Annotated in this window: 16 protein-coding genes; 7 read left to right on the top strand and 9 right to left on the bottom strand. The window is 68.0% G+C overall.

Annotated features, from left to right (window positions below; translation table 11 throughout):
- Positions 1-79 precede the first annotated feature (79 nt).
- Positions 80-976 carry a LysR substrate-binding domain-containing protein gene (locus AU072_RS17130; protein WP_064414882.1) on the top strand — a complete coding sequence of 299 codons (897 nt, stop codon included), beginning with the start codon at positions 80-82 and terminating at the stop codon, positions 974-976.
- A 33-nt stretch (positions 977-1,009) separates the two neighbouring features.
- Here AU072_RS17130 and dprA read toward each other — a convergent pair whose 3' ends face one another.
- Genes dprA through AU072_RS17115 form a run of 3 tightly spaced genes read right to left on the bottom strand, consistent with a single transcriptional unit; the run spans position 1,010 to position 4,011 of the window.
- Positions 1,010-2,134, bottom strand: a complete 1,125-nt coding sequence (gene dprA / locus AU072_RS17125) for a DNA-processing protein DprA (RefSeq protein ID WP_064414881.1) — start codon at positions 2,132-2,134, stop codon at positions 1,010-1,012.
- Positions 2,131-3,642 carry a YifB family Mg chelatase-like AAA ATPase gene (locus AU072_RS17120; RefSeq protein WP_064414880.1) on the bottom strand — a complete coding sequence of 504 codons (1,512 nt, stop codon included), beginning with the start codon at positions 3,640-3,642 and terminating at the stop codon, positions 2,131-2,133. Before AU072_RS17120 ends, dprA begins: the two co-directional genes overlap by 4 nt.
- Positions 3,643-4,011 carry a YraN family protein gene (locus AU072_RS17115; protein WP_064414879.1) on the bottom strand — a complete coding sequence of 123 codons (369 nt, stop codon included), beginning with the start codon at positions 4,009-4,011 and terminating at the stop codon, positions 3,643-3,645. It lies immediately after the preceding gene.
- 137 nt (positions 4,012-4,148) lie between these two features.
- Between AU072_RS17115 and AU072_RS17110 the strand changes: the two genes are divergently transcribed.
- Positions 4,149-4,967, top strand: coding sequence for a DUF1206 domain-containing protein (locus AU072_RS17110; RefSeq protein ID WP_064414878.1), 819 nt, complete (start codon positions 4,149-4,151; stop codon positions 4,965-4,967).
- Here the strand turns inward: AU072_RS17110 and AU072_RS17105 are convergent, their stop codons facing one another.
- Positions 4,968-5,339, bottom strand: coding sequence for a heme-binding protein (locus AU072_RS17105; protein ID WP_064415026.1), 372 nt, complete (start codon positions 5,337-5,339; stop codon positions 4,968-4,970).
- A gap of 252 nt (positions 5,340-5,591) precedes the next feature.
- On the opposite strand from AU072_RS17105, the gene AU072_RS17100 reads away from it, so the two are divergent.
- From AU072_RS17100 to AU072_RS17085, 4 genes are read left to right on the top strand one after another with little or no spacing between them, the layout of a single operon-like run.
- Positions 5,592-6,608: an iron ABC transporter substrate-binding protein gene (locus AU072_RS17100; RefSeq protein ID WP_064414877.1), complete on the top strand. Its 1,017-nt coding sequence runs from the start codon at positions 5,592-5,594 to the stop codon at positions 6,606-6,608.
- Positions 6,609-8,189, top strand: coding sequence for an ABC transporter permease (locus tag AU072_RS17095; RefSeq protein WP_064414876.1), 1,581 nt, complete (start codon positions 6,609-6,611; stop codon positions 8,187-8,189). It begins immediately after the preceding gene.
- A gap of 44 nt (positions 8,190-8,233) precedes the next feature.
- A complete protein-coding gene (locus AU072_RS17090; protein ID WP_064415025.1) occupies positions 8,234-9,235 on the top strand; it encodes an ABC transporter ATP-binding protein in 1,002 nt (333 codons plus the stop codon).
- Positions 9,232-11,730 carry an AMP-binding protein gene (locus tag AU072_RS17085; protein ID WP_064414875.1) on the top strand — a complete coding sequence of 833 codons (2,499 nt, stop codon included), beginning with the start codon at positions 9,232-9,234 and terminating at the stop codon, positions 11,728-11,730. Before AU072_RS17090 ends, AU072_RS17085 begins: the two co-directional genes overlap by 4 nt.
- Here AU072_RS17085 and AU072_RS17080 read toward each other — a convergent pair.
- The 5 genes from AU072_RS17080 to AU072_RS27670 all read right to left on the bottom strand — a co-directional run bounded on the left by AU072_RS17080 (position 11,711) and on the right by AU072_RS27670 (position 15,267).
- A complete protein-coding gene (locus AU072_RS17080) occupies positions 11,711-12,514 on the bottom strand; it encodes an acyl-CoA thioesterase (RefSeq protein ID WP_064414874.1) in 804 nt (267 codons plus the stop codon). The genes AU072_RS17085 and AU072_RS17080 overlap by 20 nt on opposite strands.
- Positions 12,511-13,731 (bottom strand): CoA transferase, encoded by a 1,221-nt coding sequence (locus tag AU072_RS17075; RefSeq protein WP_064414873.1) that lies wholly within the window; start codon positions 13,729-13,731, stop codon positions 12,511-12,513. Before AU072_RS17075 ends, AU072_RS17080 begins: the two co-directional genes overlap by 4 nt.
- A 33-nt stretch (positions 13,732-13,764) precedes the next feature.
- The gene (locus AU072_RS17070; RefSeq protein WP_276018817.1) at positions 13,765-14,505 is read right to left on the bottom strand and encodes an HAD-IIA family hydrolase; all 741 of its coding nucleotides are present in this window, start codon (positions 14,503-14,505) and stop codon (positions 13,765-13,767) included.
- Positions 14,506-14,569: 64 nt separating this feature from the next.
- A complete protein-coding gene (locus tag AU072_RS17065; RefSeq protein ID WP_064414871.1) occupies positions 14,570-14,911 on the bottom strand; it encodes a heme-binding protein in 342 nt (113 codons plus the stop codon).
- Between the two features lie 44 nt (positions 14,912-14,955).
- On the bottom strand, positions 14,956-15,267 hold the full coding sequence (locus tag AU072_RS27670) for a hypothetical protein (RefSeq protein ID WP_082680614.1): 312 nt from the start codon (positions 15,265-15,267) through the stop codon (positions 14,956-14,958).
- A gap of 281 nt (positions 15,268-15,548) precedes the next feature.
- Here AU072_RS27670 and AU072_RS17060 point away from each other — a divergent pair, with 281 nt between their 5' ends.
- A complete protein-coding gene (locus AU072_RS17060) occupies positions 15,549-16,109 on the top strand; it encodes a hypothetical protein (RefSeq protein WP_064414870.1) in 561 nt (186 codons plus the stop codon).
- Position 16,110 lies beyond the last annotated feature (1 nt).

The following is a 16,110-nucleotide window of genomic DNA, read 5'->3' as shown; positions in this document are numbered from 1 at the left end:
ATGTAGACGAGCGTATTGACCGTTCTCGATATTGTGAAATACCTATTAAGCACTGATTGAGAGGTCTAAACTCTTAATCATGGAGTTGCGTCACCTGCGGTACTTCCGCGCCGTCGCGGAGGAACTGCACTTCGGCCGTGCCGCGGAGCGGTTGCACATCGCCCAGCCCCCGCTGTCGCAACAGATCCGACAGCTCGAGCACGAGATCGGCACCCCGTTGTTGACGCGCACCACGCGCAGCGTGCAGTTGACCCCTGCCGGCGAGGCTTATCTGCGTCGGGTCGTCAGGATTCTCGATGCCGTCGACAGCGCCGCGAGACAGGCCCGCCGCATCGGCGAGGGAATCGAAGGGCATCTCGCGATCGGCTGCGTGGGGTCGGCCACCTATTCGTTGCTGCCGCGGTTGGTGCGCACCCTCGGGGAGGTGTTGCCCGACGTCGACGTCAGCGTGCGCGGTGAGATGTTGGCCCCCGCGCAGTTGTCGGCGTTGAAGACAGGAGAGATCGACCTCGGACTGCTGCGCCCGCCGGTCGAGGATCCCGAGATCACCGCCGAGACGATCCGGCGCGATCGGTTGTTGATCGCGCTGCCCGCCGGCCATGAGTTCGCCGCCCGCGACGAGATCGCGATCGCAGACCTGCGCGACGCCGACTTCATCGGCCACGCCGGTGCGGGTCGCTCCCGCATGAGCGCCCTGGTTTCGACGCTGTGTCTGCGCGCGGGGTTCAGCCCGCGGATCCGCCACGAGGTCGAGGAGACGTCGACACTGATCACCCTGGTGGCCGCCGGGCTGGGTGTCGCGGTGGTCCCGGAACCCACTGCGGCCTTGGGTGTCAGCGGTGTCGTGTACCGACCGGCATCCGGTCGGGACGCCTCCATCGAGTTGCTCGCCGCCTATCGCACCGCTGATGCCTCGCCGCTGATCGCCAACGTGGTCGACGTCATGCGCACCGGTGCAGCGTCGACGATCGACTGAAGCAGTTCGGGATCGGTCGCACATCGGGCACTCTCAGCCGGCCGCCAGCTTCCACCTTCCGTCCCGCCCGACCACCAGGCCACAGAGCTCGAGATTCACCAGAGGACCCAGCACCTGACGCGCGGGCAGACCCGAGGCGACCGCGATCTCCTCGGCGGTCCGCCCGCCCCGGCGCGGAAGCGCGTCGTAGACCCGCTTTTCGATGTCACCGAGATCGTCCAACGGCGAGACCGGGCGTTCCTCGTCGGGTGCCAGTTCACCCATCCGGCCGACCAGTTCGACGACGTCCGCCGCGCGCGTGACGAGGTGTGCTCGGCCCCGCAGCAGCGCATGGCACCCCACCGACGCCGACGACGTCACCGGCCCGGGCACCGCGCACACCGGGCGACCGAGTGCCCGTGCCCACGCCGCGGTGTTGGCCGCACCGCTTCGCGCGCCGGCCTCCACCACGACGGTCGCCCCGCTCAGCGCCGCCACCAACCGGTTACGGGTCAAGAACCGGTGGCGTGCGGGTCGCACGCCGGGCGGATACTCGCTGAGAAGCAGACCGTGTTCGGCGATGCGCCGCAGCAGCGCCGAATGCCCTGCCGGATAGGGGACATCGACGCCGCCGGCGAGCACCGCGACGGTGACCCCCTCGACGGCCAGCGTCGCACGGTGCGCAGCGCCGTCGATGCCGTACGCGCCACCGGACACCACCGCGACGTCGCGCTCCGCCAGCCCGGTGGCCATGTCACCGGCGACGAATTCGCCGTACGCCGTCGCGGCCCGGGTCCCGACGACCGCGGCGGACCGGAAGGCGATCTCGTCGAGAGCCGCGGGCCCGATCGCCCACAGCACCATCGGCGCATAAGCCCGCGGCCGCAACCGGTCCGGAGCGCCCCCGAACCCGGCGAACGACAGCAGGGGCCACTCGTCGTCCTCGCCGGTGATCAGGCGGCCGCCGTGCCGCGCCAGCACCGCCAGGTCACCGGCAGCACAGTCGATGTCACGACGGGCCTCGGCGTGCCGGTTGAGTTCTTCACCTGCTTCCCCGCGCTGCCCCCGCTCCGCGGCTTCCACCGCGCCCACCCGCTGCACGAGCGCCGCGAGTGCGGGGCACGGGGGTTCGACGACCCTCGAGAGATACGCCCAGGCGTGCGCGGTTCTGTCGGTCACGGCACACCTCCGGCCGGTCGGAAACTCAACGCGGTGGTGACGTCGTCCAGAGTCGGCGATGTCCGGCCCGCAAGATCACTCAGCGTCCACGCGACCCGCAACGTGCGATCCATACCCCGGACGCTGAGTGTTCCCCGATTCAGCGCCGCCTCGAACGGTTTCATCACCGCCGTGGGCAGCCGAAACTTGCGCCGCAGCAACGACCCGCTGACCTCGACGTTGGTGCGGATGCCGTGTGGCCGCCATCGCTCGGCGGCCGCGGCACGTGCCGCGGCCACCCGCTCACGCACCACATCGGTGGACTCGCCGTCCTTGGCGACGATCGCGCCGGCCCGTAGCGAGTGCATCCGCACGTGAAGATCGACCCGGTCGAGCAGCGGACCGGAAAGCTTGCCGAGATAGCGGCGCTTCTCGTGGCCGGTGCACACACAGTCCCGGGGGTCGGGGCGGGCGCACGGACACGGGTTCGCGGCCAGGACCAACTGGAACCGTGCCGGATACCGGGCGATGCCGTCACGGCGGGCGAGACGGATTGCGCCGTCCTCCAACGGAGTACGCAATGCCTCGAGCACACTGCTGCCGATCTCCGCGCACTCGTCGAGGAAGAGCACGCCGCGGTGCGCCCGGCTGACCGCGCCAGGGCGCGCCATCCCCGACCCGCCGCCGACCATCGCCGCCACGCTCGACGTGTGATGCGGCGCGACGAATGGTGGTCGCGTGATCAGCGGGGCGTCCTCCGAGAGCAGACCTGCCACCGAGTAGATCGCCGTGACTTCCAGCGCCTCGCTCTCCGACAGCGACGGCAGCAAGCCCGGAAGACGTTGAGCCAGCATTGTTTTACCGACACCCGGCGGGCCGGTCAGCATGACGTGATGACCGCCCGCCGCCGCCACTTCGACGGCATACCGCGCCTCGGTTTGGCCGACCACGTCGGCGAGGTCGGCCATCGGCTCGGGTCTCGACGAAGGCGAGGCGATGCGGCCTTCGAGTCGCGCCCTGCCCTGCAGCCACGACTTCAACTGACTCAGCGTGCGCGCGCCCCACACCTCGATACCCTCGACCAGACTCGCTTCGGCGAGGTTGCCGGCGGGGACGACGGCCGCCGGCCAGCCCTCGCGCTTGGCGGCCAGCACAGCGGGGAGGATGCCCCTGACGGAGCGGACCCGTCCGTCGAGGGCCAATTCGCCGAGCAGGACGGTCTTTTCGAGACGCGGCCATCGTTCTTTCGCGCCGGCCGACAACACCGACAACGCCAACGCGAGGTCGTAAACCGACCCGACCTTGGGAAGAGTCGCGGGTGAGAGCGCCATCGTCAGCCTGGTCATCGGCCAGTCACACTTGGAGTTCGTGATGGCGGCCCGGATCCGAGCGCGCGACTCCTGCAGCGCCGCATCCGGCAGGCCGACCAGATCGACGCTCGGTAGACCAGACCCGACAAAGGCCTCGACCTCGACGATCTGGCCCTCGAGCGCGGTCACCGCGACCGAGTACGCCCGCCCCAACGCCATCTACCCCACCCCCTGTAGATGCGTGATCTCCGGTGCGCGGCTTCGGCCGAACCGCACCCGGACCACGTCGATGCGCACCTGCGACCATCCGGTGTCCTGGGCGGCCAGCCACAGCCCGGCGAGCCGCCGCAGCCGACGCACCTTCTGCGGGGTCACGGCCTCCTCGACTCCGCCGAACCGGTCGCTCGTTCGGGTCTTCACCTCCACGAACACCGCGGTGTGGGCCGAGTCGTCGACCGCGATCACGTCCAGCTCGCCGTACCGGCACCGCCAGTTGCGCTCGAGCACCCGAAGCCCCAGCGCCCGCAGGTGCTCGACCGCGAGTTGCTCTCCCAGCGCGCCGATCTCGGCGCGAGTCCATGAGTTCATGGCTCCACGGTCGAGCAGGTGACCGACACGCAGGCGGCATCCGGGAGCCCTCAGGCCCCGTCATCCCCAACCCCGATTTCATCCACAGCTCGAGCCCACGCTGTTTCGTCGACGTCAAAAAGCGGGTACACGCCGGCATGACCGACAACTCGTTACACGGAGTCGCCGACCGGGCGACCGACAGCGATGCGTTCGAGTACACCGCGCGCGCCGGTTTCGCGATCAGCGGCGTACTGCATCTGCTCGTCGGCTATCTGATCCTGCGCATCGCGTTGGGCTCCGGCGGCAACGCCGACCAGTCGGGGGCACTGGCCACCTTGGCGCAACAGACGGGCGGCGCAGTGCTCCTGTGGGTTGTCGCCGCCGGACTGCTGGCACTCGGGCTGTGGCGCGTCGCCGAGGCGATCGTCGGCCCGCGGCCGGGTGAGGGCTCGGGCCGCTTCCGCGACGACACACCGGCGTGGAAGCGCGCGAAATCGCTCGGCCTGGCCGCCGTCAACTTCGCGATCGCGTTCTCGGCGGCCCGCTTCGCCATGGGCAGCGGACAGCAGAGCTCTCAACAGAACGCCGGCCTGTCCGCGCAGATGATGCAATCCGGTTGGGGCAAGGCTGTGTTGATCGCGGTCGGGCTGGGCCTGCTCGTCGTCGGCGGCTACCACGTGTACAAGGGCGTGACGAAGAAGTTCTTCAAAGACCTGCGCGCGTCCGGCGGCAACGGCGTCACCGCCGTGGGCATCGCGGGCTACACCGCCAAAGGACTGGTCCTCGGCGGCGCGGGTGTGCTGGTCATGGTGGCCACGCTGCAGGCCGACCCCGCCAAGGCGAGCGGACTCGACGCGGCCGTCAAGACGCTCGGGCAGGCGCCGTTCGGGAAATTCCTTCTCATCCTCGCCGCCCTCGGCATCGCCGCGTTCGGCGTCTACAACTTCGTTCGCGCCCGCTCCGGGCGGATGTGACTATTCGCCCATCGCCTCGAACAGCGTCGCCAGCTGTCCGGGGCTGACGGCAATACCGCACTGCGCGCGCATATCGGTCAGCGGTGCCGCGATCCCCCGCAGGTCGAGGTATTCGTTGGGATGCGCGGTGAAGTACGCCCGCACGTTGGCACGGGCAGCGTCCGGCGGCTGCGTCGCCGCGGCCGTCAGCACCTCGTTGGCACCGGGGTGCGACTCCAGGTAGCCGCCCGCCTGGCTGAGCACGCCGCTCGCCGTCGTCGCCAACCCGCTGGCCGTGCACGGCGCGGCACTCGCCACCGGGACGGCGCCCAAGACGCCGGTCGCCACCAGCGCCGCTCCGCAAACCAGTCCCGAACGCTTGGCTCTGTTCATTCGTCCGTCCTCGGTGTCGGTACGCGGGGCCGGCACCCCGATCGAGGCAAACGTACCCCGCGTGCGGCAACGCGGTACCGCTGTACCGAAAAGGAGGTGAGAGGCCAGCCCCCCAAATCCCTCCGGTCAGGTGCCACCAAAGCCCGAACGTGCAGCACCCGCCGAGCCGGACACCGACAGGGTATGTTCGTTAGGTAAACCTCAGCTAAAGATTGCGTCCTGACCTGCACGTACCGCGAAAGGATCCCCTGTATGCGATCACGGTGGAGGCGGATCGCCGCCGTCCTGTCAACCCTCGCCCTGGCAGCCGGTGTCACCGCCTGCTCGGATTCCGGCGAGAGCGACGAATTGCTGATCTACAACGCCCAGCACGAGTCGCTGACCAAGGAATGGATCGACGCCTTCACCGAGGAAACCGGGATCAAGGTGACCTACCGTCAAGGCGGTGACACCGAACTCGGCAACCAGCTCGTGGCCGAAGGGAAAGCATCGCCGGCCGATGTCTTCCTGACGGAGAACTCACCGGCGATGGCCGCGGTCGAGCGCGCCGGCCTGTTCGCCGAACTCGCGCCCGAGACCCTCGATCAGGTGCCGCCGCAGTACCGTCCGCCGACCGGCAACTGGACCGGGGTGGCCGCGCGCAGCACAGTGTTCGTCTACAACACCTCGAGGCTGCAGCCCGACCAGTTGCCGAAGTCACTGCTCGACCTGCAGCAGCCGGAATGGAAGGGCCGCTGGGGAGCGCCGCCGACCAAGGCCGACTTCCAGGCGATCGTCTCGGCACTGCTCGAACTGAAGGGTGAGCCCGCGACCGCACAGTGGCTGGCGGCCATGAAAGCCAACGCCAAGCTCTACAGCGACAACATCGCCACCCTCAAGGCCGTCAACGCCGGTGAAGTCGACGGCGGAGTGATCTACCACTACTACTGGTTCCGCGATCAGGCGAAAACCAAAGAGATGAGCGGCAATACCGCGCTGCACTACTTCAAGAACGAGGATCCCGGCGCCTTCGTCAGCCTCTCCGGCGGTGGGGTACTCGCCTCGACCGACCGGATGGACCAGGCCCAGCAGTTCGTCCGGTTCATCACCGGCAAGGCCGGTCAGGAGGTGCTCGAGAAGGGCACGTCGTTCGAATACCCGGTCGCCAGTGGCGTGCCCGCGAATCCCGCCCTGCCCCCGCTGGACACTCTGCAGGCGCCCAACGTCGACCCGTCGAACCTCGACGCGCAGAAGGTCACCGATCTGATGACGAAAGCCGGCTTGCTGTAGGTGGTCGCCGCCGCTCCCCCCGTTCCCCCGCCCGCGGCACCGGTGTCGCGGGCGGACAGGGCGTCCCGGCCCGGCCCGCTGGTCTCGATCACGGTCGCGATCCTCGTGGCGGCCACCTGCATTCCGCTGGGATATGTGGCGTGGGCGACGGTCTCGGTGGGGTGGACGCGGGCCTATGAACTCGTGGTGCGCCCACGCGTCGGTGAACTGCTCGTCAACACCGTCGCCCTGGTACTCATCACGGTTCCGCTGTGCGTGGTGATCGGTGTCGGCGCGGCATGGCTGGTGGAGCGGACCGACCTTCCCGGCCGGACGCTCTGGCGGCCGCTTTTCGTTGCGCCGCTGGCGGTTCCGGCGTTCGTCAACAGCTACGCCTGGGTCGGGGTGATCCCGTCGCTGCACGGCCTGCCGGCGGGTGTGCTGGTCACCAGCCTGTCCTACTTCCCGTTCATGTACCTGCCGGTCGCCGCGACGCTGCGACGGCTCGATCCCGCCGTCGAGGAATCGGCCCGGGCACTGGGATCCGGCTCGGCGGGGGTGTTTCTGCGCGTCACGCTTCCCCAGCTGCGACTTGCCATTCTGGGGGGTTCGCTGTTGGTCGCATTGCATCTTCTCGCGGAGTTCGGTGCGTTCGCGATGTTGCGGTTCGACACCTTCACCGTCGCGATCTTCCAGCAGTTCCAGGCGACCTTCGACGGAGCGGCAGGCAGCATGCTGGCCGGTGTGCTCGTGCTGCTGTGCCTGGCGCTGCTGGTCGGCGAGGCCGCCGCGCGGGGCAACGCCCGGTTCGCCAGGATCGGCTCGGGCGCGCCACGTGCGAGCGCACCGATCCATCTGCGCCACAGCGTGATTCCGGCGACGCTCGGGCTGACCGCATTGGCGGTGCTGGCCATCGGAGTGCCGGTCGGCACGATCGTGCGGTGGCTGTGGCTGGGGGGCGCCGACGTCTGGGTCGTCGACGACATCCTTTCGGCGCTGGGCCAGACCATCGGATTGGCCTCGGCCGCAGCGATTGCGACGACCGTACTCGCATTCCCCGTCGCCTGGGTGGCCGTGCGCTCGACCGGCGTACTGGCTCGCGTCGTCGAAGGTGCGAATTACGTGACCAGTTCACTGCCCGGCATCGTCACGGCACTGGCGCTGGTGACCTTCACGATTCAGTTCGTGCGCCCCCTCTACCAGAGCCTGACATTGATCGTGTTCGCCTACGTCCTGCTGTTCATGCCCCGCGCGTTGGTCAACGTCCGGGCCGGCCTGGCTCAGGTTCCGCCGAGCCTGGAGGAGGCGGCCCGGTCGCTGGGCAGTTCGCCGACGGCGACGTTCTTGCGGGTGACGCTGCGGCTGACCGCTCCCGCCGCCGCAGCAGGGGCCTCGCTGGTGTTCGTGGCGGTGGCAACCGAGCTGACCGCGACGCTGCTGCTCGCGCCCACCGGGACCCGGACGCTGGCGATGATGTTCTGGTCGTTCTCCAGCGAGCTCGACTACGCGGCGGCGGCGCCCTACGCATTGGTGCTCGTGGTCCTCGCCATACCGGTGACATTGCTGCTGTATCGGCAGTCGACGAAGGCGGCGGCACTGTGAACGTTGTCGAAACACACGGCCTGGCCAAGGCTTTCAACGGTCACATGGTGCTGGATCACATCGATTTGGAAATGCAGGCGGGCACCATCACCGCTGTCGTCGGGGCGTCGGGCTGCGGCAAGACCACGCTGCTCCGACTGATCGCCGGGTTCGAGACACCCGACGACGGGACCATCGTCATCGGCGGTCGCCAGGTCGCCGGCCCGGACAGTGCCGTCGCACCGCACCGGCGCGCGGTCGGTTACGTCGCCCAGGACGGCGCACTGTTCCCACATCTGAGCGTGGGCCAGAACATCGCGTACGGCCTGAACGGATCCCTCCGCCGCGCCGAAATCCGGGCCCGGGTCGACGAACTGCTCGAGACGGTCTCGCTGGATCCCGCTTTCGCATCACGGCGCCCACACGAACTGTCGGGCGGCCAGCAGCAGCGGGTGGCCCTAGCGCGAGCGCTCGCCCGCAAACCGGTCGTGATGCTGCTCGACGAGCCGTTCAGCGCCCTCGACACCGGCCTACGCGCGTCAACACGAAAAGCCGTCGCGCGCCTGCTGGTCGACGCCGGTGTCACCACGCTGCTGGTCACTCACGACCAGGAGGAGGCGCTGTCGGTCGCCGACCAGATCGCGGTCATGCGTGCCGGCCGGTTCACTCAGGTGGGACCACCGCAGCAGGTGTACCGGCATCCGGCCGACCATTTCACCGCCGCATTCCTCGGTGATTGCGTATCACTTCCCTGCACGGTCACCGACGGTGTCGCCGAGTGCGCGTTCGGACGAATCCCCCTGCACAGCACGGAATCCCGGGCGGCCGGGCCTGCGACGCTGCTACTGCGACCCGAACAGCTCGTCGCGACCGTGGTGTCTGATACCGAGCGGCTCGAAGGTGTCGGCACCGTGCTGGCCGTCGAATTCCTCGGCCACGACGTGCTGTTGACGGTCGACCCCGCCGGCGACGCGGACCCGGTCATCGTCCGCCAGCACAGCCTCGATCCGCCGCAGGTCAACGCGAAGGTGCACATCCAGGTGCTGGGCAGCGGAGTCGCGCTGTGACGAACCCCTTGATCGAGCACCTGCGCGGCTACGGGGACAACGTCGCGGTGCACACCGATACGCAGCACGTGACCTATGCCGCGCTGGCCGACCGGGTCGCGGGCGTCATGCCCGACCTCGGCGGGAGCAGACGGCTCGTGCTGCTCGAAACACGCAACGACATCGACACGCTCGTGCACTATCTCGCCGCGCTCGCGGCGGATCATGTGGTGCTCCCCGTTCCAGCCGGACGGGAACACTCGACGATCCTGCGCACCTACGAACCCGACACGGTGGTCGGCGACGGTGTGATTCGCCATCGCCGCAGCGCCGGCGCGCGCCGCCTGCACGAGGACCTGGCGATGCTGATGTCCACCTCCGGTACCACCGGGTCACCGAAGCTGGTCCGGCTCTCCCGCGACAACCTGCTGTCCAATGCCTGCGCGATCTCCGGCTACCTCGACATCCGTGAAACCGACCGCGCGGCCACCACACTGCCGATGTCGTACTGCTATGGGCTCTCGGTCGTCAACAGTCACCTGCTCCGCGGCGCCGGCCTCATCCTCACGGATCTCTCGGTGACCGATGAGCGGTTCTGGGACCTGTTCCGTCGCCACCGCGGCACCTCGTTCGCCGGTGTTCCGTACACGTTCGAACTGCTCGAGCAGATGAGGTTCGACGCGACGGACCTGCCGGACCTGCGGTACGTGACGCAGGCGGGCGGGCGCATGCCTGCCGAGCGCGTCCGACGGTTCGCAGAACAGGCCCGAAACGAGGGCTGGCAACTGTTCGTCATGTACGGGGCGACCGAGGCGACCGCCCGAATGGCCTATCTGCCACCGGAATTGGCGCTCTCACGGCCCGAGAGCATCGGCCGGCCGATTCCCGGCGGTTCGTTCACCATCGAATCGACCGACGAATGGCCGGACGAAGCGGTCGGCGAACTCGTCTACCGCGGCCCCAACGTGATGATGGGCTACGCCCACGGCCCCGACGACCTCGCCCTCGACAAGACCGTCGAATCGCTGCACACCGGCGACCTGGCCCGCCGCACTCCCGACGGACTTTACGAAATCGTCGGTCGTACCAGCCGATTCGTCAAAATGTACGGTTTGCGCATCGATCTGCAACGCATCGAGTCCGCCTTGAGCGCCGGCGGGATCACCGCCTTCTGCACCAACGACGACGATCGCCTCGTCGTGGCGGCGGCCGGCGCGCACAGCGAACGCGATGTGCAGCGCATAGCGGCCGAGACCGCCGGTGTTCCGTCGTCGGCGGTGCGCGCGGTCGTTGTGGACGAACTGCCGCTGCTGGAGTCCGGGAAACCCGACTACCGAACCGTCCGCGACCTCGCACGGGGCCGCGACGCGGCGCCGACCACCGACCTGCGCGAAGTGTTCGCCGACGTGCTGCAGCTGGACCCGGCGACCATCGACCCGAACGCGAGCTTCGTCGACCTCGGCGGGAACTCGCTTTCCTACGTGGCGATGTCGGTGCGGCTGGAACGAGCGCTCGGGCAGTTGCCCGCCGGATGGCAACAGCTGCCACTTCGAGAGCTCGAGAGGCTGGTGAAGCGGCCGCGGACCCGCCGGCGGCTGTGGGACGCCACGCTGGAGACCAGCGTGGCGATGCGGGCCGTCGCGATCATCGTGATCGTCGGTTCGCATGCCGAGTTGTTCGAGTTGTGGGGTGGCGCCCATCTGCTGCTCGGCATCGCCGGATACAACTTCGGCCGGTTCTGTCTGACACCGGTGTCGCGCGTCAAGCGGGTGCGCCACCTGCGAAACACCATCGGCTGGATCGCCGTGCCGTCGGTGCTGTGGGTGGCCCTCGTAATGCCGTGGACTTCGGATTACACGTGGACGAACCTGTTGCTGGCCAACAAGATTCTCGGTCCGCACGACAGCATGACCGCGGGCCGCCTGTGGTTCGTCGAGATTCTGGTGTGGACGCTCGTCGCCCTGGCGCTGCTGTTGTGCATACCGGCGATGGACCGGGCCGAGCGTCGGCGTCCGTTCGCGGTCGCCGTGGCGTTCCTGGTCGCCGGGTTGGCGTTGCGCTACGACGTGTTCGGGTGGGACCTGGGCCGGGATGCCTGGTTCACGATGCTCGCGTTCTGGTTCTTCGCGATCGGCTGGGCGGCTTCCAAGGCCGGCACGACCCTGCAGCGTGCGCTGCTGACTCTGGTTCTGGCGGTGGCGTTGTACGGCTACTTCGAGAACACCCTGCGAGAGCTTCTCGTGTTCGGCGGACTCGCGCTGGTGATCTGGCTGCCGACCATCCGCTGTCCGGCGGCGCTGACCGTGGCGGCAGGCGTGCTGGCCGAGGCGTCGCTGTACACCTACCTCGTCCACTACCAGGTGTATGCGATGTTCCCCGGCCACCCCGCCCTCGGCGTGATCGCCTCGCTCGCCGTCGGCATCCTGCTCACCTATTTGGTGACCATGGCGCGCCGGCGGCTGCGGGCACGCCGCGGGCGCAGCGTCTCGGCAACGCTCAGTCCCGCTCGGCGATAAGGCCTTCCTGCGCGAGCGTGGCGAGCACGGCGCCGTCGGCGCGGATCAGGTTGGCGGTGACGACGCCCCTGCCCCGTGCGGCGGCCGGTGACGTCGACTCCAGCAGGTTCCACTGGTCGGCGAACACCGGTTGGTGAAACCAGATCGATGAATCCGTGGTGCCGCTGCGGTGTGTCCGTGCCCGCATCGAGTGGCCGTGCACCTGTAGCGCGGGATCGATCATGTACACGTCGCACACATACACCGCGATCAGGGTGTGCAGGATCGGATCGTCCGGGACGGGCACCGTCGCGCGCCACCAGAGACGGCGGACGAACTCGCCTGACGAGCGGTCGTCGAGGATCCTGATATCGAGTTCCTCGAGCGGCATCGACGGCGCGGGCCCGGCAGGACCGGTGCGGGGCAACGACTCCGGATCGTAGAGCGCGGGCAGCCGGTGCCCGTGCTCGGGACCACGCATCGGCACCGCGAACGACACCGTCGCCGTCGTCAAAAGCCGTTCGCCTTGCCGGGATTCGACGCGCCGCGCCGAAGACGTTCGGCCGTCGAAGACGCGCGCGACGGTGTAGCCGACGTCGTCGCCCGCCTCTCCGCCGCGCAGGAACTGCAGGTGCAGGTTCGTCGGCAGCCGGTCCCCCTCGACGGTGCGGCAGGCAGCAGCCAGGCTCTGCGCGACCAACTGTCCGCCGTAGGCCCGCTTGCCCGCCGGGCCGCTCGCCGGTCCGATCCAGCTGTCCGTTTCGGTTCCGGAGCGCAACTCGAGCAGGTCGAGCAGTCTGCTCATTCAGCGCGTCCTGTCGCCACAGCGCCCGAGGCGACCAGGCCGTCGACCTGCTCGGCGGTCAACCCCAGCCACTCGCCCAACACGGCGACGGTGTCGTCCCCCAGCGCCGGCGACGTGACCGCGGGCGGGTACTGCCCACCGATCGAAATCGGAAGTCCCGGCGCCAGATAGGTGCCGATCCGCGGTTGCTCGAGCGAGGTGAACAACGGGTTGTCAGTGACTTTGTTTTCGGTGACCGCTTCGGCGAAGGTGCGGTAGCGCTCCCACAGCACCGAGGTGCCCGACAGCGCTGTGCTGATCTCATCGGCGGTGTGCGCGGTGAACCATTCGGCGAACAATCCGCTCAACGCGTCGCGGTGCACGAACCGCTGGCCCTCGTCGGAGAAGTCGGCACCGAGCGTGTCCGCCAGCGCGGCAACCGCTTTCGTCGTGCCGGTGAGCTCGGTGAGGTCGCGGAAATGCCGACCGGTCAACGCCACGACCATGAACGACACACCGTCGCTGCTGACGAAGTCCTGGCCGTACTGGCCATACACCGAGTTGCCGATGCGTTCGCGTGCGGTGCCGTTGACCATGACCTCGGTGAGGAAGCCGAGGTTGCCCGCCGTCGCCAGCGCGACGTTCTCCAGCGGGATGCCGATTCGCTGGCCTTCTCCGGTCGCGTCACGGTGCCGCAGCGCGGTCACGACGGCCAGCACGGTGTAGAGGCCGCACGCGACATCCCACGCCGGCAGTACGTGGTTCACCGGGGTGGCGAGTTCCGATGGACCGGTGACCAAGGGGAAACCGATACCCGCGTTGACCGTGTAGTCGACACCGGTGCCCCCGTCTGCGCGTCCGGACACCTCGACGTGGATCAGGTCGGGGCGGAGCGCTTTGAGCGTCTCGTATGAATGCCATTGGCGCCCAGCCACATTGGTGATCAGAATCCCGCTGCTGGCGATGAGCCGTTGGATCACGTTCTGGCCCTCGTCGGAGCGCACGTCGGCGGCGACCGATCGCTTGCCCTTGTTCAGGCCGGCCCAGTAGATGCTCTCACCGTCGTCGGTGACGGGCCATCGGCGGTAGTCGGCGGCGCCGCCGATCGGATCGACCCGCGTCACCTCCGCCCCGAGTTGGGACAGCGTCATTCCGGCGAGCGGGACGGCGACGAAGCTGGAGATCTCGACAATGCGCACGCCGGCCAGTGGCCGCGTCGCCTCCGATGTGCTGGTCATCGGGGTCAGTGTAGGCAGCGGTCGCGCCGCGGCTCACACCAGTTCGATGGCCTCGGCGATGGACGGCAACACGCGGCTGGGCCGGAACGGGTACCGCTCGACCTCGTCGACCGTCGTCGACCCGGTCAGCACCAGGATGGTCTCCAGGCCCGCTTCGATGCCCGCGACGACGTCGGTGTCCATCCGGTCCCCCACCATGACCGTGCTCTCCGAATGCGCCTCGATGCGGTTCAGCGCGCTGCGGAACATCATCGGGTTGGGCTTGCCGACGAAGTACGGTTCGCGGCCGGTGGCCTTGGTGATCATCGCGGCGACGGACCCGGTGGCCGGTAGCGGCCCTTCCGCGGACGGCCCGGTCACGTCGGGGTTGGTGGCGATGAACCGAGCCCCGCCGAGGATCAACCGAATGGCCTTGGTGATGGCTTCGAACGAGTAGGTCCGGGTCTCGCCGAGGACCACGAAATCCGGTTCGATGTCGGTGAGCGTGTAGCCCGCCTCGTGCAGTGCGGTGGTCAGCCCTGCCTCGCCGATGACGTAGGCCGATCCGCCCGGCAGCTGGTCAGTAAGAAACGATGCGGTCGCCAGCGCGGAGGTCCAGATGGACTCCTCGGGTACGACGAGACCGGACCGCTTGAGCCGGGCGGACAGATCGCGGGGTGTGAAGATCGAATTGTTGGTCAGGACCAGGAAGGGCCGCTGCAGGTCAACGAGCCGCTGCAGAAACTCGGCGGCACCGGGCAGCGCGTGTTCCTCGCGGACGAGCACACCGTCCATGTCGGTGAGCCAGCACTTCGGTGTGTCGCGCACACCCCCAGTGTGTCAGTTCCGCACGCGACCGTTAGCCCATCGGCAAGTCTGGCATCGCGACATCGCAGCGTGCACGGAAGTCGGCCGCAGGCTGCCGGACCGCCCGCAGCTCGTCGCGGACCCGCGGATTGGCGTCCAGATATGCCTTGATCTCGTCGGTCATCTGGTCCCTGGGCTTGCCTTTGAGTCCCGTGAAGAAGGCGTTCACATCCGGATGCGTGAACAGATAGGACGACGTACCCGCCGAGACCCCGGCCATGACGCCGGCCAGATCGGCGGCGGTGCAGTTGGGCGGATCGGCGGCGGCGGGTGCGGCACCGAGCAGCAGCCCAACGGAGATCAGCCCGGCACCAAAAGCGTTGCGTGAGAACATTCCAAGCTCCTTGCTCGAATCAACGGAGGACGTCTGCACAAGAATCAGCGCGGTCCGACACCCGGCCGTCCCGGGCGATCGATTATGGGCGGCCTCGGCGGCCTCGGAGGATCGGGATCGACGACGATGTCGAGTCCCCAATCGTCATTGCAATACCAGGGGTCAGCGCAGTAGCCGGGATATACGGGCCCTGCCTGCGGAGCGTCGGGCCCACCTCCGCGGACGGTGCCCTGGGCGCACACTGTGGCGGCGCCGGCATTCGTGCAGTCCGCCGCCACGACGGGAGCGACGGCGACACCGACCGGCACCACCGAGATCGACAACGCAACCAGTAGGCAGCGATGGCCAGATCGCATGGCCGCCTCCCTTCTCGTGACCCCCAGTGGCGTGCCACCGTTCGACGCGGCCGCTTCTGCAACACCATGCGCAGCCTAAATCGGTGCGCGCCGCTCGTCCCTGAAATCTGCGATAACTTACCCGATCACTTTCGCTCTACGGATAGTTGATCTAGTTAGTCAGGCATCAAATTCCTCACGGAAAAACGACTATTACGGAGCGTTTCTGCGCTGCCGAAACATGTGTCGCACCCGTTCAGCGGTGCTAGTGTCCGCTCACGTAGCAACGGTAGGGGGACGCCATGGCCGCCGATCACCAGGACTGGACGACACCCGCGGCAATGGCGATTCCCGAGGCCGGATATTTCGAACTCGAACGCGGGCGGTACGGACCGGTGTTTCCCCGGACACCGGCCTGTTACGGCTTTTCCATAATTGCGAAGGTCAAAGAAGGCCGCGAGGCCGCCGTCCGCGCCTACGGCAAGCAGATCGAGGAAGCAATCGCGGCCAGCCCCGATGTCCTCGCCCCCTTGAGGTTGCACTATCTGCGATGGGTGCTGTTCGACGTCGGCTCGGGCCTGCACTTCCAATATCAAGGCATCTTCGACACCGACTTCGACAAGTACACCGAGGACGCGGTGCAACTGTTCAGTCAGACCGGCATCACGACGGTGTTCACCAACCTCGAAGGCTTCCCCGAGGACTGGCGCGAGAACCCTGAAGCATTCGTCAAATTCGTTCGCGACCACCATGTCCCGAGCTTTCTCGAATACGGCGAGTATCCGTACGTGACGGCCGATGAGATAAAGAAGGCACTGCGCCTGAAAGCCGCGTTCTCCACGATGCTCGACCAGATGCAGTGAC

It is taken from the genome of Mycolicibacterium novocastrense (genome assembly GCF_001499835.1).
Classification (GTDB): domain Bacteria; phylum Actinomycetota; class Actinomycetes; order Mycobacteriales; family Mycobacteriaceae; genus Mycobacterium; species Mycobacterium novocastrense.
This window is presented reverse-complemented; position numbering and strand designations above follow the sequence as displayed.